Here is an 18,666-nt window from a genome sequence, read left to right on the forward strand (position 1 = left end):
CGTCAAGCGCCGTTAGTTGGTGGGCAGCGCTACCACTACCCGAACGAAATAGAAGCCGCCGTTGTACCCAAACTGGTTGGGGTTGTAGACAATGCGTCCGCGGTTGGTGTTGTCGAGCGACGAGCTGTAGCTAGTGGTTGGGTCCACGGAGAAGTTCAACGGGTTGTTGCGCGGGTTGGCGATGAACTTATCGGGATATACGTTGAAAATGTTGTTCACGCCGAAGGTAATTCCCAGTTCCTTAAGCACTTGTGCGGTTACGGTTAGGTCGGTAACCCACTTGGCCGAGAAGGTTTGGTCGATGAACGAGCGGGCTGGGTCGGCATCTTTATACTGCACTTCTCCAAAGCGTACGGTCCGGACTTCCACGTTGAAAATCTTGTAGCCGTAGTTGGCGGTCAGGTTGATTTTGTTGCGCGGCTGGGCCGACTCGATGCGGTTGCGCTGCTGACGGTCGAAGAGCGTGTTTTGCAGGTTTTGCGTGGCCGTCACTGGCGCGTTGTCGATGGTCGAGGAGCTGCGGACTTTCCGCACTTTGGTTTCGTTGAAGTTGGCCGCAGCCGTGAAGCCCACCCGGCTTTCGCCAAACGTCAGGCGCTCGTTGAACACCACATCGACGCCGTGGGTACGGGTATCGATGGCATTGGCAAAGAACTGAACGCGACCGATTTCCGGATAAGAAGCCAGAATCTGATCGACGGTGCCCGTCGCCACGCCGCTGCGCGCAAACTGCGACGACAGCACAATGCGGTCGCGGATGTTGATGCGGTAGGCATCCACGGTCAACGTCCCCGTTTTGAAGAGGCGCGCCGTGAGGCCGAGGCTGTAGTTAGTCGATTTCTCCTGCTTCAGGGACGATACGCCGAAGCCCTTGGGCGTGTCGGTAAACTGGTTGCGCACCACGGGGTTATCGTTGCTGACGGTAAGTACCTGCTGCGGCACGCCGCTCACAAACTGGGTGCTGGTGTTGGTGAAATACCGTTGCTGCAACGAAGGCGCCCGGAAGCCGTTGCCCAGTGTGCCCCGAATAGCAACATCAGGCAAAATGCTGTAACGCGCTGACAACTTGCCACTTACGTTACCACCAAAATCGCTGTAGCGCTCCGCGCGGCCGGCGGCACCTACGAGCAGTTTCTCGGTCAGGTCGCTTTCCAGGTCGATATACCCGGCAATGTTGGTGCGCGACTTATTTAGCGCATCGCTAGGCTGATAACCGGGAAACACCTGCGCGCCAGCCGCCGCAAAAGTCGCGGGTGTAGTGCCGGAAGCGGGCACTACCACGCGGCCACCGTTTACATATGAGCCTTCTTCGCCGGCTTCAATTTGGTAGTTGTCGCTGCGAAACTCACCGCCAAAAGCGACGTTGAGCGTGCTCAAGGAGGCTACGTCGGTGAAGCGACGCGTAAAGTTCAGGTTGGTAGTATTTTGCCGAAACGCGATTTGGCCGGCGTAAAACTCGGTGGGGCTGGTGCCCAGCGGCAGCGAAGCGTTGAGGGTGTTGGTGATGTCGAACTGGATTTCGTTGCGGCCGAAGGTGTTGCTCAGGTCGGCATCAAAGCCGGCCACCTTCGCCCGCAGCCCCACAATAAACGACTGATCGTTGATGGTGGTGTTGATGAACGGCAGAAACCCATTCGGATAAAGCCCCAGATCAATCTGGGTGGGTTGGTTGGGCAAGCGCGTAAAGCCGGCTGCTTTGCCCGTACGGTGCGTAATGCCCCCCGAAAGGTACGCCTCCAAGCCAATGGAAGGAGCCAGTCGGTAAGCCGAGTTCAGGAAGCCACCGTAGTTACGGGATTCCGATTGGCCAACACGCATGTCCTTCCGATCAAAGCCATTTTTAGCGACCAAAGCATCGTCTTCCGCTTTGAGGGCGCGGCGTTTGTCTTCGGTGTTGGCGCTGCTGGGGTACGTGCCGCCGCTGCCTAAGTAAATGAGCGGTGTGGTGTCGATGCCGGAACGGTTGGTGTAACCGCGGTTGCTAAACTGGCCGCTGACGTCCACATAGCCCCGGCCGCCGAGCCCAAGGCCCACGTTAGCATCGGCTTGGTAAAGGCGGCCGTCGCTCTCGTAGGTTTGCCCCACGGTGCTGCTGGCTTGCACGCCGGTGCTGTCGTCTTTGAGCTGAATGTTGATGACGCCCGCAATGGCGTCGGAGCCATACTGGGCAGCGGCACCGTCGCGCAGGACCTCAATGCGCTTGATAGAAGCGTTTGGGATCACGTTCAAGTCGGTGCCCACCGATCCGCGGCCTACTGTACCGTTGATGTTGACCAGCGCCGAAGTGTGGCGGCGCTTGCCATTCACCAACACCAACACCTGGTCGGGACCGAGGCCGCGCAAGCTAGCCGGGTCTACGTGGTCGGTGCCGTCCGATACTGCTTGGCGCGACGACTGAAACGAAGGCGCCACATAGGTAAGTATCTGACTAACATCTGTTTGCGCAAACGCCTTTATTTCGCGAGCCGAAATTACGTCGACTGGGGAGGTAGTCAGAATGTTGGAACGGCCTTCCGTAGCCCGCGACCCAGTTACTACCACCTCGTTCAGCTCCGATTGGCTTTCCGAAAGCCGGACGTCGAGGTTGGTGCGGCCGTTGACGGCAATTTGCTGCGAAACCTGCCCTACAGCCGAAAAAACCAGCGTGGCCGTGCCAGGCACCGCGATGCTGTAACGGCCTTCGCCGTCGGTGGAGGTGCCGTTGGTCGTGCCCCGCTGCAACACGGTCACGCCGGGAAGTGCCGCGCCGCTCGCGCCGGTCACGCGGCCCGTCACCGTAAGGTTCTGCGCCCACGCCTGGCTCATCGATATGAGCACTAGCAGCAGGACCAAGGGAAATAGTATCCGTTTTTTCATAAAAGTCAGGGAGAGTTAACGGGTTAAAAGAACGAGTTCGAGCTGCTCAGAATGTAGCAGACAACAACACTGCTTTCAGGTCTACTGATCGAAGCTCAGCCTTATCAGCTTCGTAATGTAGAGAAATATTACAGCTTAAAATCCTAATAATGAAATTTTTAGCTATTCAATCGTTTGCTGTCGGCCATTTTTATTGGGCACGGCGAAGCCTGGTCGCAAAAGCGCGACCGTGCAGACTTCAAACCCGGATAAGCTTACTTTTCTGTAGCTCCTAAAAGGCTGCCGTTAGCGATTCGGGCTGCGGCTGCCTGCGCCACATCGCCAGCCAATGCTCTTTCAGCGGGGCACGCCGGTAAATTTTCCAGATACCCAACACGATCACCAGGGTAAACAGCCCCGCCAAAAAACGGTAATCGAAGAACAGAATGCCGTATTTTTTGAGCCCCAGAAAATGCATCACCGACTCCAGGTTCAGAAAGTAGGCGATGGACGTGATCGCGTAAAGCACGTATTCGCGCGTCACGAATCCATAAGCCGCCAAAAACAGAACGGCGGCGTGCCAATACCGCTCGTGCATCTGGGTGTTGAAGTACGTAAACAGTAGCGGAACCAACCCGAAGCTCAGCAACACCAGCGCTAGCTGCTCTTTGCCCGGCCGCTGCCCCGTAAGCACACTCCGCACCGCCGCTACAAACAGCGGCAACAGCGCCAGCCCCGCCGCGAGGAAGAACATGATTAGGCCCCAGTGCTTGTAAGTTAGGTTCATAAACGTCCCAGTATCAGGCGTATCCCGTAGCGGACTATTGGGTATCAGCAAATACCAGACGTTCGCGGCGTTCATGGTGATGAACGGGTAGCGATCGACGGCCGTGGTATTGATCTCGATGATCCGGCTTAGGTAATTGGCGTCGCCACCCCAGATAAAAGGTGCCAGAATAAGCACTTGCAGCGCCACGACCGCGCCCACCGTCAGCAGGAGTTTTGTGGGGGCTTGCACCCACTGCGGAAACCACAGAAACAGCAACGGCGGCAGGAAAATAATGGCCTGCGCTTTGGCATTGAGGGCCAGCACATAAAATAGGGCACTCCCGACCGGCTGCCCCCGCACAGCCAACAGCGCCGCCACAAAAACAAGGCACGTGAAAATACTGTCTACCTGAATCCAGATCAGGGTGTTGTAGAGGTACCCCATGTTGAAAAGCAGCAACAGCGAGAGCATAAACCGCCGGTCCCGATCCGAAACCAGCGAAGCCGCCAAAATAGCCCCGGCAAAGTCGAAGAGCAGGGTAAAGCCTTTGAGCAAATGAGGATAATGGTGAATTTTTTCGACGCTGCCAGCCATCTTACCAAATAGGTATAAGATGTAGTGGTACAGCGGATTATAGTCGTTATTGCCGAGCCCATACACGTTGCCAAGTCCGCGCTCGAAGATGGTGGTGCTCCAGTGTACCCAATAGAACATGTCTGACTCGAAGCCTGCGTGCGGCACAGCCAGCAGCAACAGGATGAACAGCATCAGATAAAGCACTGGGTACTGGTAGTTTAGCTTCATAAGAAGGGCAACAACAGACGTAACAACAACGCGAGAGTGCGGCACAACAACTAGTGCTCGATACTACCCTCGCCATCCGGACAAAAATAGAGGAAATTTTCCCTGGCGTTTGGGTGCTCGGGAGGCATAAGCAGCAAGCTACAAGTGACGTTTCAGACTATCTATTAAACCATAAAATATTGATAATCAATTAATTAAATTTAAATGTCACGAAAAGTCCCGAAACAGAAAACGGGGTGCTGTAAACTACTGACCGACAGCAATTTACAGCACCCCGTTTTAGAAATGACTTATCGGGCGGCTCGGTTACCCGATGGCTTGTTTCAGGTCTTCGATCAGATCTTCTACATCTTCAATGCCCACGCTCAAACGGATGAGCGAGTCGCTGAGACCAGCCTTCAGGCGCTCTTCGGCCGGAATGCTGGCGTGCGTCATGGTGGCAGGATGTCCGCACAGGCTCTCGACGCCGCCCAGGCTTTCGGCCAAGGCAAACAGTTCGAGCTTTTCGAGCACCGCGATGGCGTCTTCTTTCCGGTCGCCGTCCAGCACAAACGAGATCATGCCCCCGAAGTCGCGCATTTGTTTAGCCGCCACCTCGTGGTTGGGATGTTGCTCAAAACCAGGCCAATACACTTTCCCTACTTTAGGATGTGCCTGCAAATATTCTGCAATGGCCCGGCCGTTTTCGCAGTGCCGCTGCATCCGAATGTGCAGGGTTTTGAGGCCGCGCAACACCAGGAAGCAGTCTTGGGGGCCGGGCGTGCCGCCGCAAGCGTTTTGCAGGAAGCGCAGGCGCTCGTGCAACTCGTCGTCTTTCAGCACGATGGCTCCCATTACCACGTCGGAGTGGCCGCCCATGTATTTGGTCAGCGAATACACCACCAAGTCGGCGCCGAGGTCGAGCGGGGTTTGCAGATACGGCGTGGAAAATGTGTTGTCGACAACCAGCAACGCGCCGGCTTCTTTGGCCACGGCCGCCGCAGCCGCAATGTCGATCACGTTGAGCAGCGGGTTGGTGGGCGTTTCTACCCAAATCAGCTTGGTGCGCTCGTTTACTTTTTCGCGCACGCTGGTCATATCGTGCATCGGCACGAAGTGAAACTTAATCCCCAAGGGCTCATACACTTTCGTGAAAATGCGATAGCTGCCGCCGTACAAATCGTTGGTTGAGATTACCTCGTCGCCGGGCTTGAGCAACTTCACGATGCAGTCGGTAGCGGCCATGCCGCTGGCAAACGCCAAGCCGTGCTGGCCGTTGTCGAGCGCGGCCAGCGCATCTTGCAACTGCGTGCGGGTGGGGTTGTGGGTCCGTGAATATTCGTAGCCTTTGTGGTCGCCGGGCGAGCGCTGCACGTAGGTCGAAGTCTGGTAAATAGGCGTCATGATGGCGCCGGTTGTGGGGTCCGGGTGCACGCCCGCATGAATGGTTTTGGTACCGAATTTCATAAGTAGGTGGTTAGAAAGGCCACATGGGCACTTTGCGCGACTTGTTACTACGGCCTCAAAGGTAAGAAGGCCCACGAGACATTATTTTACCACCGCAAACACGTCCGTAATTCTTCGAAACACCCACGCGTAAGTCAGGAATAGAACCCGAAGCATAGCCGCCGAGTTGATTCCTACGTTTACCTTTCGAGTTCGGGCCGGCGGTTGTGGCAGGCCCCTTTTGTTGCTGCTTATGTTCCTGAAAGAGCTTTTCCAGAAAAACGCCTCCACCCTGCTTTCTATGTTTTTGCTGGTAGCCCTGCCCTTGCTCGGCAGCTCTTCGCTCACGATCCTGCTGTACCGGCACCAAGCGCTACTTCAACATCTAAGCAATTGGCAATCAATACTTTATTTCATCGTGATTGCCTTCACCATGGCGTTTGCCTTCACGCCCACCACCTTTGTGGCGCTCGTGACCGGCTTTTACTTCGGCTGGTCGGGGCTTCCGGGCATGGTAGCGGCTTATGCCCTAGCCGCAGCAGTTGGCTACCGCATTGCCACTTCCCTCGACCACGGCAAAATGCTCGCTTTCCTCAGCCATTTCCCGAAGGCGGATGCCGTCATGCGCGAACTGAAGCACGAAAGCTGGCAGCTCATCCTGCTGACGCGCATCTCGCCCGTGCTGCCCTTCGCCCTGATGACGTTCGTGCTGGCCGTGATGCGCGTCAATCCGCGGCGCTTTTTGCTGGCTTCGGTAGTAGGTATGCTGCCGCGCAGCTTGTTTTTCTACTGGCTGGGTACCAAAGCGCAGGATGTATTCGCGCTGGTGCGCAATCCTGATACAGGTACGGCGGGCAAACTGCTGCTGCTGGGGCTAGTGGTGGTCTCGCTGTTTGGGCTCTACTACGTATTTAATCAAGCTCTGAAGCGCGCCCTTGGCCGGAGCGCTACCGAGCAGCATAAAAAAAATTAAAACTGACTTTCAGTGGGTTGCGGGACTAGGAGTGGAAATTTTCGCTTAAAAGTATCCTGTCTCTTGCCCGACTAAACTTTTACCTACTATCTTTGTGCTCCGCAAAGGAAAAATGGTTGTGTAGCTCAATTGGATAGAGCATCTGACTACGAATCAGAAGGTTTAAGGTTCGACTCCTTACACGACCACAAAAAGGCCCTCAACAGCATGTTGAGGGCCTTTATTATTTTCCGGATAAGCATTCTACAGCCGCTAACCTCTCAGGCTCATTGAACAACGAGTCGGCGGCTCGCGATGCCGGCCGTTGAAGTCACTTGCACTAGGTAAAAACCAGGTGCCAGCCCGCGGAGCGAAATGTCCAGGGGGCCGCGCTGATTGACCAGCTGCATTTTCCGAACGCAGCGGCCTTGGCTGTCGACTAGGCTAAGCAGGTTTGCGCCGTTCCAGTTGGCTAGCTGTATTGTCACGGATTCGGCGGCGGGGTTAGGGAAGACCCGCCATTCCAGCGTAGTTGAACGGGTCTGGGCCGTGGTTACGCCGCCCAATAGCTTGGCCACAAACCCCGTATACAAGCCGCTGTTGGTAAGAGCAGTGGTTCCAAAAAGGGCGCTGGGACTCAGGAAATAGCCCGTTACCAGCACGTTGCCGCTAGCGTCAACGGCCAAACCTCTGCCGGTATCGTCGGCGGTGCCGTCGGCTTTGGCGGCCCATTGCCATTCACCTTCCGGATTTAGCTTGGCCACGAACAAATCAACACCCAACGGACCGCTATTGGTCAAGTTGCTCAGGCCGAAAAGGCTACTAGGACTCAAGAAATAACCCGTTACGACTGCATTCCCAGCGCCATCTACGGCAATACAATTGCTACGGTCGTCGGCGAGGCCACCTGCTTTTACGGCCCATTGCCACTGGCCGCTGGGGTTGAGCTTGGCCACGAATACGTCGGAAGACCCACTGCTGGTAAGCGTGGTGGTGCCGAAGTCGGCGCGCGGGCTTAGGAAATAGCCCGTTACCAGCACGTTGCCGCTTTTGTCCACGGCGACGCTATTGCCGACATCGGTGCCGGCGCTGCTGCCTGCTTTGGCGGCCCATTGCCATTCGCCTTCCGGATTTAGCTTGGCCACGAACACGTCCGTGGAACCGTTTTCAGCAGCAAGGGAAGTCGCGCCGAAGCGCACGTCGGGGCTGTTGAATTCTCCGGTCAGGAACACATTGTTGTTGCCGTCGAGGGCTACACCAGCAGCGCTTTCATTGCCCGTGCCGCCCGCCCTGATGGCCCATTGCCATTGCCCAGCGGGGTCGAGTTTGGCTACGAACAGATCCAGGCTCATTAGGGTGTTGTTGGTGAGGGTCATAGGCCCAAAACGCGCACTGGGACTAAAGAAGTCGCCGGCTATCAGCACGTTACCGCTTTTATCGAGGGCAATTTCGTTTACTCTTTCAACCTCTACCCCACCAGCCCCGACCGCCCATTGCCATTGGCCGGCCGGGTTGAGCTTGGCCACAAACACGTCGGAGCCGCCCGTATTAGTGAGCGTAGTAGCACCGAAGTCGGCGCGAGGGCTCAGGAAATTGCCGACGATGTACACGCTACCGCTTGCGTCCACGGCCACGCCGGTGGCGGCATCGATGCTGGTGCCGCCCGCTCGCACAGCCCATTGCCATTTCCCAGCGGGGTCGAGCTTGGCTACGAATACGTCGGCTGAACTTTCGCTTGCAGTGAGCGTGAGAGTGCCAAAACGGGCGTTGCCAATGAATGATCCCACCACGTACACGTTGCCGAGGGCATCGACGGCTACTTTCTGGCCAGCCACGCTGCCCTCATCGGCGGTGGGTTTTTCAACCAGCGTAACCGGGCTTATTGCCTGCGCCCACTGCCAGGCTGGAGTCTGCGCCCAAGCGGGAGTCGCAAGCGACCAGCACAAAATTAGTAATAGAATGAGCCGTACTGGCTGCCACAAAAAACGGGTAGCATTGTTCATGGCACCGCAAGAATTAAAAGGTTGATAGCCAAACCACTGCAGACGAAAAACAACGTCATCTGCTACTTCCAGAACGCTATCTAAAATAGTGATTCTCTAATGAATGACAAAAATTTTAAATAATAAATATTATATTTATTATTCCTATAATCCTATATCAAAGCAATATTCCTGTACTCGCCACATTTTGCCCTCGCTCAAGAAGCTAGTTGACACTTACGTTTTCTTGCTAAAGTCCTGTGTCAAACCGACGTCGCTATCGTAAATAACTTATAATCAATTAATTACGATATCCAGCAAAACAAACATTTGGCATTATTTATTGCCCTCGGGTTCGTGCGTATCTTTGCGGGCCGGCAGAGCCGGTATGCCGCAGAAGTTTGGCGACGGCCGCGCGGACCCCTTTCGCGCGGCGCAACGCGCCTAATGCGTTGGCGGACTGATTTTTGGTCGGTCGGCCAACATCCTCAACGATTCTGCGGTTTTCGTTGTTATTAGATTGGCATGAAGCCATTTTCTTGTACCTGCTATTCATGATGAATTCTATCTCCACCGATATCTGCATTATCGGGGCCGGCCCAGTGGGGCTGTTTGCTGTGTTCGAAGCTGGATTGCTGAAGTTGCGTTGCCACGTAGTCGATGCCCTGCCCCAAGTAGGGGGTCAGCTTTCCGAGATTTACCCCAAAAAACCCATCTACGACATCCCGGGCTACCCCGAGGTACTGGCCGGCGACCTGGTGCAGAACCTGATGCGTCAGATCGAACCCTTCCACCCTACCTTCACTTTGGGTGAACGGGTGGAGCGTTTTGCCAAGCTCGAAGACGGTTCGTTTCAGCTGTTCACCACCGACGGTACCGAGATTTTGTGCAAGGCTATTGCCATTGCCGGCGGCCTCGGCTCGTTTGAGCCCCGCAAGCCTGCCATCGATGAGCTGGAGAAGTACGAAGGCGGCCGCGGCGTATATTATATGGTGCGCGACCCCGAGCATTTCCGCGACCAGCGCCTGGTGATTGCCGGAGGCGGCGACTCGGCGCTTGACTGGACGATTTTCTTGGCCGATGTGGCTAAGGAAGTCACGCTGGTACACCGCGGTACCATGTTCCGCGGCGCAGCCGACTCGGCTGAGAAGGTGAAGGCGCTGCACGAAGCCGGCAAGGTGCGGCTGGTGCTGTCTTCGAATGTCAGCCATGTGCACGGCCAGGAAACGCTGGAAGCCGTGACCATCACGGCCAACGACGGCACCACCGAAACCGTCACCACCGATGCCTTTATTCCGCTGTTTGGCCTGACGCCTAAGCTCGGCCCGATTGGCGAATGGGGCTTGGAGCTGGAAGATGACGCGGTGAAAGTCGATACCGTAGATTATTCTACCTCGTTGCCGGGCGTGTACGCCATCGGCGACATCAACACGTATCCGGGCAAGCTCAAGCTCATTCTGTGCGGTTTCCACGAAGCCGCGCTCATGGCCCAGGGCGCTTACAAATACATTTTCCCCGACAAGAAATACGTGCTGAAGTACACCACCGTCAACGGCGTACCTACGCTGTAAGCCGGTTTTGGGAGGGTGGTTGCCAGAAGTTGAAAATAGGTGGTTAGTTTGCTACGCAAACAGACTGCTTAGCTAGCAACCCACTGGCAACCAACCTTTTCCTACCGACAAGCCCTAAGATATGAGTTCAGACCTTACTGAAGTACGCATTTACGTTGAGGAGGCACCGGGTCAACGCATTGAGATTCAGGCCCCTACCGATATGAACCTGAGCCTTATGGAAGTGCTTAAAGCCAGCGGCTACGACATTCAGGCTACCTGCGGCGGCATGGCCCTGTGCGGCACCTGCCACGTGGAAGTGCTGGCCGGCCCCGCCCTCGACGAGCCCAGCGACGACGAGATGTATATGCTCGAGAGCCTGCCCATCCTCAACGAAGGCAGCCGCCTCTCGTGCCAGATCCGCATTACCCCGCGCCTCGATGGGCTGGTGGTGCGACTCATGCCACAAATGGCTTAGAACCAACTCCTTACGCAACAGATTCTGGTTTCACCATATCGCTGTTACACACAGAAGGCGCGCCATTGTGGCGCGCCTTCTGTGTGTAAGCTACTCTTCAATGGGTAGGGCGTTTAGCGCCGCCGATGGGAGCTGGTAGTTTTGTGGTGAGTCGTTGACTTCTTGGCCGTTGATTTCTTCGATGAAGACTTTTTAGAGCTCGACTTCTTGGCACTCGTTTTCTTTCTGGCGGACGAGTGCGCGGCCGTGCTGCGGCGGTGCGACGAGCTAGACCGACGACGGTGCGAGGTGTGGGTAGCAGTCGTTTTGGACGCAGCAGCTTCTTCGGCTGGGGCAATTTCTTCGGCTTCCTCGGCGACATGCGCGGTTATGTCGGTAGCCGAGGCTTGGTCGGTAGCAGAAGGCTTGAGCGCCGCGGCGCGCTTGCGGCGCACGGGCATCAGGAAGTCTCGCTCGGCCCGCTCGCGGGCGGTGAGCTTTTCTTCGCCGGGTAGCGCTGGCGTTACGGGTAACGCTACTTTGCCTTCGGGAACGGACGGACCGGAATTCTTTTTCGCACTTTGAGCGAAGACCGGCGCACTGCACAAAAGCAGACCGGCGAGCACATATATCTTTCGTAGCGGCATCGTTGCAAAGGGATTGGAAAGAGCAAAAGTACCACAGCCTGAGCATATTGACAACCCAGGCCCTTACCGCGCCGCCCTGAAAGCGGCTTTCCGCAGCGTCAGGCAACATTCACTCCTGAAAAATGCAATTGCCCTTACCGAGCCTTTTCCGGCTCGATCCGAAGCCGCTCGCCGGCCGAATGACTGGTGAATTCGGGCGCGTAAAGGCACTGAATCTGACTTAAGCCACCCGAAAAATTGCCGCTTTGCGCCGCCCGCAATCGGTACTCAAATACATGTGTACCCTTGGGCAGCTGCCCCATAAAAAAGTTGGTGGCCGCATCGCGCGGGCTCTCGTAGTAGCCCAGCCCGCCTTGGTAGCGGTAGCCGCTCGTCTGGCTGATGGGCTCCAGGCCGGCGGCGCGCTGGTCTTTGAGGTGCACGTATTCTAAGTCACGGTCGGTACGCAAGATGAGGCGCACTACCAACGCATCCCCAACGCGTAGCGGCGTAGTAGCCGTGAGGCGCTCGAGCACCGGACCGCCCGCCGTGCGCTGCTCCCGAAAAAGCTGCCGCTCTACCTGCAACGGCGTAGCGGCAGGCGTAATCTTATCGAGCTGCTCGAAATACTGCCAGTACAATGCGCCCCACGCCACGCCCGCATCGGGCTTGCGGATGCTTACGCGGCCCTGCGTAGGCTTGATTTGCTCGGCGGGAAAAGTCGTTTTGAAATAGCCGGTACCCGCTTCCGTGGCGTTGGGTTTCACGACCGCGCCACCGACTGCAACTTCCAGCGGCTGAGCAGGTTGGAGCCAGTCGGAGCCGCGTAGCAGGAGGGCGTAGCAGGCATCCGCAGTCGCGCGGGTGCTTTCCCAGTTTTGAGTCTGCTTTTGGCGCAGCAGCCACAGCTTCATTTCGTCAACCGATTTCTGATCGTTGGCGACTTCGTCAAAGGCCTCAATCAGAGTGGCTTGCGTTTCGGTTGGGGCCTCGCGCCAGTAGTAACCGCTGCGTACTTCTTTCCAGTACATACCCAGCTCGTCGTTGTGCAAGGCATTCTCTGCCAATGCCTTCATAATATTTTGACTGACAGACGATTGCGCAGAAGCCCGATGCAGTGTTAGTGCGATAAATCCCTGCAAACAACGATTCTGGGTCGGCCAAAATGTGGCCGCTTGCTGGCGGTAATATTCGAAAGCCGGCTGATCGGCTTTGGCAACGGGCTGCTTCGACCAGAAGCTGCGGGCGTACAGCGCTTGAATGTGTATATCACCCAAATGGTTCTGTTTCAGATCAATACCTTTCTGGCGACGCAGTTCGGCGTAGTCTTTTTGCAACTGCGCGTCGAGGTAGTGCAGGGCTTTGGTGAGAATAGGCCGGGCGCGCTCGTCCTGGGCGGCATCGAAGGCGCCGAGGCGTTGTAGCTTGCCAAAACCCGCCACAATGAGTTGGGTGATGTAGCGGTCATCGGGCATCTTTTCGAACCACGGAAAAGCGCCGTTGGGCTGTTGCAGCTGGGCTAGTTTGGTTAGGGCCTTGGCGGTTTCGGTACGCAGGTGGTTTTCGTCGAATAGCTCGCCGAGGCGGCGCATACGGTCGGTATCGGTTTGGCCGTCGCGCACCCAAGGCGTTTCCTGAAGCAGCAGGTTTTTCAACTCCTGGTTTTGCTCCAGCTTGCTGCGCAGGGCATTTTTGTCGCCGCTGGCGGCAGCCCGCTTCCACGCCTCCAGCACCGGCCGGATGCGCGGGTTTTGGGTGAGAATACGGGCGGCCAGCAAGTTGGCATATAACCTACTGAATGTCTGTTCACTACATTCATATGGATACTCCATCAGATACGGCAGCGCCTGCACCGCGTACCACGCTGGGTTCTGGGTCATCTCCAGTGTGAGCGAGTAGTTGCGACGCGTAGCTGACGTGGTGCTCGTGAGCTTTTTCAGCTCGAAATCCTTCGCACCCGCGCCCCGCACCGACAGCGGCAACGACTCCGTGACGAGCAACCGATTGGGCAGCACGGGCAACGTGTTTTCCTCGCCGTCAGAAAATTCGCCGGCCTGCGCAACTACGCGGTACGTAACCGCTTCCAACGGAATTTCCTGGCCCTCAGGCACTTGCAAATTCCAGCCGAGCGCCAGGCTTTGATTGGCTTTCAGCCTGAATTTTTGCCGGACTTTGCCCTGCAACAGCTTTGCCTCGATGGGTTGCTGAGTGCAGGCGTCAAACAGAAACAGTTGTGCGTTACCACTCAGCGCTTTGGCCGTGAGGTTGCTGAGCTTGGCTGTGAGCGTCAGCTGGTCGCCTTCGCGGAAAAAGCGGGGCGCGTTGGGCGTGACTTGCAGCTGCTTCTGCGTCACCAGCTCGCGGCGGAGCAGGCCGCTGTGCAGCTGTTGGTCGTGGGCCAGGGCCAGCAGCTGCCAGCGCGTGACGGCTTCGGGCATCTGAAATTCCAACACGATTTCGCCCTTGTCGTTGGTGCGCAGGTCGGGCTGCCAGAAGGCAGTTTCCTGAAAGTTTTTGCGAGCTTGGATGAGGGAAAGGTCCACCGGACGCGATTTGTCTTTCAACTCTTCTTGGTCTGGAATTTCGTCGCTCGAATCTGGAGCGGGAGGGGCGTTAGGTGGCGGGGGTGGAGCCATGCGCCTCATTGCCATTTGAGGCGCAACATTTGAAGCGGCTACTCCACCCGCAGTACTTCTCACTTCCTCATCGCGTTTGACGATTGGAGGCCTGAACCTCACAGTCGTGAATTTCATGGCTCCGTTATGAGGTGGAGGCAGTAGTTTATAATCGCTGCTGCTCTCGTCATCGCCAAGTGAATATCCCCACCAGCTTAAATGAGGATATAGAATTTCATTTTCGTCAGTCGAAGCACCTTCTCCGAAGAGTTCGTTCGATTCCTCAGTCTCAAACCGTCCATTCCAAGCCAGCAGAGATGGGAAATACGGCTTCATAAAGTTCAGATTCTCAAATGCATGCACCCGAAATACGTCTAGCGACTGATCATAAAGAGTCGCCAACAGCTCGGCGGCAGCAGGTTTGCCGTCGGCGTTTTGAATCGTGACGCGCCAGGTTTCCTTCTCGCCGGGCTGGAGCCGATCGCGGAAGGTGGCGATGTTCAGGCGCAGCGGTGCTGGCGGCGTCGCGATTTGTACTGTGGCCGTGTGCGTATACAGGCGGTTGTCGCGCACCTGCGTGGCGTGGAAGTACAGCTGGGTTTCGCCCAGCGTTGCTGGCACCGGTACGGCCACAAGGCGCTGTTCGCCAGCAGCAAGCGTAAGCCATTGATGCATAATGGTTTGACCTTTGGCTTCAGCTTCTACCAGAATGCGGGCGCCAAGCTCGCTGCTGCCCACCAGAAATTGCGCCGTTTGGCCGGGCCGCACGCTGTCCTGCACAGTCACAAACCAGTCAGGCGTCGGAACCGGAAGCTCTTTGGCAGCGGGGTCGTAGAGTGTAAAGTAACGCTCGGCTTTTGTGGGCTGCTTGGCAGCATCTTCAGCGGTGGCTTCAAGCACGTAGCGGCCGGGCGCTTGCTGGGCCAGCGGCGCTGGCAGCGCCAGCAGCAACGGCGACTTTTCGGTATCGAAACCCTGTTCCAACACCAATGTGCGGGACCATTTGCTTTCGTCAGCTTCGTCGGCGTAGGCGTCGTGCGGGAATTTTTGCACAAACGATTCTCGCGTTAAAGCCTCAACATCAGTCTTTTCCCAAAGACGCGGGCGCAGGCCTCGCGCAGGCGGCGCCAGGCGGTAGAGGCGCAGCTTGCCTTGCGCGGGCACGGCTTCGCCTGCTGCATTCTGGGTGATTAAGCTTAGCGCGGGAACCTGCGCCCGATTTAGGAGCTCCGGCACTTCCAGGCGCAGCGTGAGTGCGCTGGTGCCCAGACTCACGCTTTGCTGCCCGGTGCGGGTTTCGCCGGCCGCGTCGGTCACGTCGGCGGTCACTTCAAACACGTAGCCGGGACGCCAGCCGCGCTGCTTTTGCGCCTCTTCGTCGGCCAGAGCCGTGAACGTGACCCGGAAGCCGCCCGCCGAATCGGTTTGGGCCGTGCCGTTGGTGATCTCAACATCCTGCCGCTCATCGGGCTCTGGAAACCGAATCAGGGCGTCGCCATACGGCCGGAAGAAGGGCCACACAGTGCGGCGCACCACGCGGTAGCGCACTGTGGCGCCGTCGATGGGCTGACCGGCGTAAGCGGTGGCTTTGCCCTGCATCGTCACCGATTTGCCAAGCTGGGGCGCGCCCTTCACCGGCTCAAACGCAACCTGAAACGTGGGCCGCTTGTAGTCTTCCACCGTAAACGACACGCTGCCGTCGTCGGTTTGCAGCGACATCTCGCCGTTCAGTAAGCTAGTCGGCAGCACCAGGGAGCCGTGGAAAGAGCCGAAGTCGTTGGTCGTAAAGGGCAGCGTCTGCACGACTTGGCCGTTCACATCCACAAAGCGCAGGGATACAGCGCGTTGCGTAAGCAGCTGGCTTTTGCCGGCGCGGCTTTCGGTCAGGATGCCTTTGAAGTATAGCGTCTGGCCGGGACGATAAATGGCGCGGTCGGTATAGAGAAACGTGCGGCGCTGCGCTTGATCGTCCTGCACTTCCAGCCGCCGCGGGCGGTAGTAACTGTAGCCCGTTTCAAACAGAGAATCAGCGCCTTGCGTGAGCAGTACAGCCCGAAGCTGCGTGTTCTCGCCCGTCTTGACACCTACCGGAATTTGCGCTACGCCTTCCGCATTGGTCGTTACGGCAGTACCGCGCCGGGGCTTGTATTCGCGGGATTTTTGGTCGTAGTATTCGTAAAACGGCAGCACGTGGGCTCCCGCGAGCGGCGCACCGCTTTGGCGATGCAGCACCAAAACTTCGGGGCCTTCGCTGTCGGCACTACCACGTTTTACCTGGCTTAAAGCACTTACTTGCAACTGGTTACACACCGTCGTCGCGCCGGCTCGTGCTTTCACCGGGTTCTCTTCGGCCGTGCTGATCACGATGAGGTAGTGCCCCAGTGGCAGCGCCGGCCCCGCCTGCTGCACCGAATGCGACTTGTAATCCTGCGAACCGGGTACTTCGAGGGACCAGGCAGCAACTGGCTTGGCAGCTAAAGCACGGGCATATCTTTTGGCAAATTCCTGATTATCACCACTTTGATTAAAAGTATTTATTGTCTGAGCCGTGCTGATTCGATATGCTTTGGCGTATAGCCGCTTCACGTTACGCTGCTCCAAGCGTAGCAGCCACGGCTGGTTGGGCAGCACCACTTCGTCCGTCGCGAAACGCAGCTCAACCGCCTCGATACGCTTGCGCAAAGCCTCGCTTTGTTGGGCACCGCGCGATTTGGGGAAACGCCGCACGGCTTCGCGGCACAGGATCAGGGCCTGCGCCGGCGAGCTTTCCTCCAGATTGTCGGCCTCGGCAAAGAGAAATTCCGTACTGATGGGCAAGGCTTTGTACGTGTCGGCGGCGCGGGCCAAGGCCTGCCGAAACAGCGAATCTTTGTTGGCAAATTCGGCGTGCTCTTGCACCAAGCGCAGCCGCTTCAGGTCCACGTCGGCCAGTGCAGGCAGGTTTTGGGCGTCTTTCAGACGGAACGCAGTGAGTTGCTGCAACGCGCGCAGGGCGTGAAACTGGCCGTTGAGCGAATCGGCTTTGGGGAATTCCAACGGCAGGCGCGCAAACTCGGCGGCGGGCGCCAGCAAAGCCGGATTGGTCAGGCGAAACTGCTCGGCAGGCCGCGTGATATAGAATTCGTCATTCTGCAAACCATCGATGGCACGGTGCGCGAGCAGGTCATACAGCGTGGGGCGCAGTTGGCGGCCTTCGGCATCGCCGCCGCGGATGGCGTCGCCTAAGTCCTTGAGCAGCAGCTGTTGCTGGCGTTGGGGCTCGTCGCTGAGGGAAGCGTGGTAGTGCTCGACTACGGCAGCGCCAAGGCGAGCCGCATCCCAAGTAGCCAGGCCGGAAGTGGCCGTGGTGTCGGTGGCGGGGCCGGTGGCGCCGGGCGTGCGGTCGTAGAGCTGGCCGCGGTGCTGATCGTAGTACGTGGCGTAGAGCTGCGCCAGCAACGAATGCAGAATAGGACGAGCCGGAAACTGCGCCGTTTGCAAATCATTATGAATCAGATCGATAGCTTTTTCATCCGAATCTTCCTCTTTGGCTTCCAGCAGTCGCAGCTTATAGAGCAAGGCCCGCAGATACTCCGGCGTCTGTTGCTGCCGGCGCGCCTGCTGGTAGATTTCCTCCACGAGCTTGCCGGCCGAAGCAGTCTGGTTTTTCTTCAGGAAAGCATCAATCTGTTTCCATTTTTTGGCGTTCGCACCTGGCGGCACGGGCGCCGATGAGCCGACCGTGAAAACCAACACGCATAGCAGCAAAAACAAAGGCAGGGAGCGCATAGCAGCAGAAATTTGAAAGCGAAAGCAAGATGTCAAAAATCAGATGCCTTGCCGAGTTGAATTCCACACGCGCCTCCCGACTATTTGTATTGTTATGCTTAAAAACGTGTGATGAGCCCCACTGTATTGCCTCCCTTTTTTAGCTTTCTAAGGCGGATTCTTTCCTTAATTACATTATAAAAATACATAAATCCTTACTTATCAGCTTATTAGGCTTCACTCGCGTTTTGAGTGGCTCAACTGTTTCTCAAGCCCAAATTCAGATTCGAATGGCGCCTATCCCAGTGCGTGTTGGTGTGCGTGTGGGAGGCAACTATTCTACCCAAACCAGCATTCCTGGCCGCTCGTCGGTGCTGGGCGCGCAAGCTGGCGTCGTTTTTCAAGCTCAATTTGGGAAGTTGGCCCTACAGCCGGCACTGGTGTTTTTGCAGCGCGGCTACCACGAAGACAACACCTACATTATTGACAACATCGATGAGCCGGTCTACCACGCCCGGTCAGTGACCACCACCCGACTTAACTACTTGGAGTTGCCGATCCACTTTGTGCACCCCTTCAGTGGGCCCATGGGGCTACAACTTTTTGCCGGGCCCTACGTGGCTGCATGCGTGGGCGGCCGCCAGCGGTATCACAATTACAATTACGCTGGCAGCCTGACTGGCCCGCTATCGGCTCAGGATGGCGGACGATCGCGGTTACTACCTCGGAAGAAACCACCTGGAGGGCTGCAACTGCTTGTACCGCTGCCGAACGCGGGCCTTAATGGGGCGTAGGTTACCAACGGGGCTCTTGGCAGGGGCAACTGGGCTACAGCTGCGCCTTCACCCCAGGCGCCAACACTTACGTCGGTGACCAGAGCTACAAGCCAAAAAACTGGGCAGTT

Annotated in this window: 10 protein-coding genes and 1 tRNA gene; 5 read left to right on the forward strand and 6 right to left on the reverse strand. The window is 57.0% G+C overall.

The features are described 5' to 3' along the window. Nucleotides 1-12: 12 nt before the first annotated feature. From H9I52_RS13350 to H9I52_RS13360, 3 genes are all read right to left on the reverse strand, one after another. Entirely contained in the window at nt 13-2,856 is a 2,844-nt protein-coding gene (locus H9I52_RS13350; protein WP_187454273.1) for a TonB-dependent receptor, read from the reverse strand. A 271-nt stretch (nt 2,857-3,127) separates the two neighbouring features. Next, nucleotides 3,128-4,408, reverse strand: coding sequence for a hypothetical protein (locus H9I52_RS13355; protein ID WP_187454274.1), 1,281 nt, complete (start codon nt 4,406-4,408; stop codon nt 3,128-3,130). Nucleotides 4,409-4,714: 306 nt separating this feature from the next. Next, on the reverse strand, nt 4,715-5,854 hold the full coding sequence (locus tag H9I52_RS13360; RefSeq protein ID WP_187454275.1) for a cystathionine gamma-synthase: 1,140 nt from the start codon (nt 5,852-5,854) through the stop codon (nt 4,715-4,717). A 232-nt stretch (nt 5,855-6,086) separates the two neighbouring features. Here H9I52_RS13360 and H9I52_RS13365 point away from each other — a divergent pair, with 232 nt between their 5' ends. Both H9I52_RS13365 and H9I52_RS13370 read left to right on the forward strand, forming a co-directional pair. Further along, nucleotides 6,087-6,806 carry a TVP38/TMEM64 family protein gene (locus tag H9I52_RS13365; protein WP_139516088.1) on the forward strand — a complete coding sequence of 240 codons (720 nt, stop codon included), beginning with the start codon at nt 6,087-6,089 and terminating at the stop codon, nt 6,804-6,806. Nucleotides 6,807-6,920: 114 nt separating this feature from the next. Further along, nucleotides 6,921-6,994, forward strand: a tRNA-Arg gene (locus tag H9I52_RS13370). 78 nt (nt 6,995-7,072) lie between these two features. Here the strand turns inward: H9I52_RS13370 and H9I52_RS13375 are convergent. Next, entirely contained in the window at nt 7,073-8,788 is a 1,716-nt protein-coding gene (locus tag H9I52_RS13375) for an SBBP repeat-containing protein (RefSeq protein ID WP_222940502.1), read from the reverse strand. A 536-nt stretch (nt 8,789-9,324) separates the two neighbouring features. On the opposite strand from H9I52_RS13375, the gene H9I52_RS13380 reads away from it, so the two are divergent. Further along, entirely contained in the window at nt 9,325-10,338 is a 1,014-nt protein-coding gene (locus H9I52_RS13380) for an NAD(P)/FAD-dependent oxidoreductase (RefSeq protein ID WP_165699487.1), read from the forward strand. Nucleotides 10,339-10,459: 121 nt separating this feature from the next. Next, nucleotides 10,460-10,795 (forward strand): 2Fe-2S iron-sulfur cluster-binding protein, encoded by a 336-nt coding sequence (locus tag H9I52_RS13385; protein ID WP_187454277.1) that lies wholly within the window; start codon nt 10,460-10,462, stop codon nt 10,793-10,795. A 113-nt stretch (nt 10,796-10,908) separates the two neighbouring features. On the opposite strand, the gene H9I52_RS13390 is transcribed toward H9I52_RS13385, so the two are convergent. Together H9I52_RS13390 and H9I52_RS13395 are read right to left on the reverse strand one after the other, a co-directional pair. Next, on the reverse strand, nt 10,909-11,421 hold the full coding sequence (locus H9I52_RS13390) for a hypothetical protein (RefSeq protein WP_187454278.1): 513 nt from the start codon (nt 11,419-11,421) through the stop codon (nt 10,909-10,911). Between the two features lie 134 nt (nt 11,422-11,555). Continuing rightward, nucleotides 11,556-17,783: an alpha-2-macroglobulin family protein gene (locus tag H9I52_RS13395; RefSeq protein WP_187454279.1), complete on the reverse strand. Its 6,228-nt coding sequence runs from the start codon at nt 17,781-17,783 to the stop codon at nt 11,556-11,558. A 227-nt stretch (nt 17,784-18,010) separates the two neighbouring features. On the opposite strand from H9I52_RS13395, the gene H9I52_RS13400 reads away from it, so the two are divergent. Beyond that, nucleotides 18,011-18,556, forward strand: coding sequence for a porin family protein (locus H9I52_RS13400; RefSeq protein WP_262386073.1), 546 nt, complete (start codon nt 18,011-18,013; stop codon nt 18,554-18,556). The last annotated feature ends 110 nt before the right edge of the window (nt 18,557-18,666 follow it).

The organism is Hymenobacter sp. BT491 (assembly GCF_014349165.1).
Lineage (GTDB): Bacteria > Bacteroidota > Bacteroidia > Cytophagales > Hymenobacteraceae > Hymenobacter > Hymenobacter jejuensis.

Bases quoted from the DNA above. Each gene is read 5' to 3' on its own strand.
- H9I52_RS13350 (WP_187454273.1), bottom strand. From the start codon at position 2,856: ATGAAAAAACGGATACTATTTCCCTTGGTCCTGCTGCTAGTGCTCATA.
- H9I52_RS13355 (WP_187454274.1), bottom strand. From the start codon at position 4,408: ATGAAGCTAAACTACCAGTACCCAGTGCTTTATCTGATGCTGTTCATC.
- H9I52_RS13360 (WP_187454275.1), bottom strand. From the start codon at position 5,854: ATGAAATTCGGTACCAAAACCATTCATGCGGGCGTGCACCCGGACCCC.
- H9I52_RS13365 (WP_139516088.1), top strand. From the start codon at position 6,087: ATGTTCCTGAAAGAGCTTTTCCAGAAAAACGCCTCCACCCTGCTTTCT.
- H9I52_RS13375 (WP_222940502.1), bottom strand. From the start codon at position 8,788: ATGAACAATGCTACCCGTTTTTTGTGGCAGCCAGTACGGCTCATTCTA.
- H9I52_RS13380 (WP_165699487.1), top strand. From the start codon at position 9,325: ATGAATTCTATCTCCACCGATATCTGCATTATCGGGGCCGGCCCAGTG.
- H9I52_RS13385 (WP_187454277.1), top strand. From the start codon at position 10,460: ATGAGTTCAGACCTTACTGAAGTACGCATTTACGTTGAGGAGGCACCG.
- H9I52_RS13390 (WP_187454278.1), bottom strand. From the start codon at position 11,421: ATGCCGCTACGAAAGATATATGTGCTCGCCGGTCTGCTTTTGTGCAGT.
- H9I52_RS13395 (WP_187454279.1), bottom strand. From the start codon at position 17,783: ATGCGCTCCCTGCCTTTGTTTTTGCTGCTATGCGTGTTGGTTTTCACG.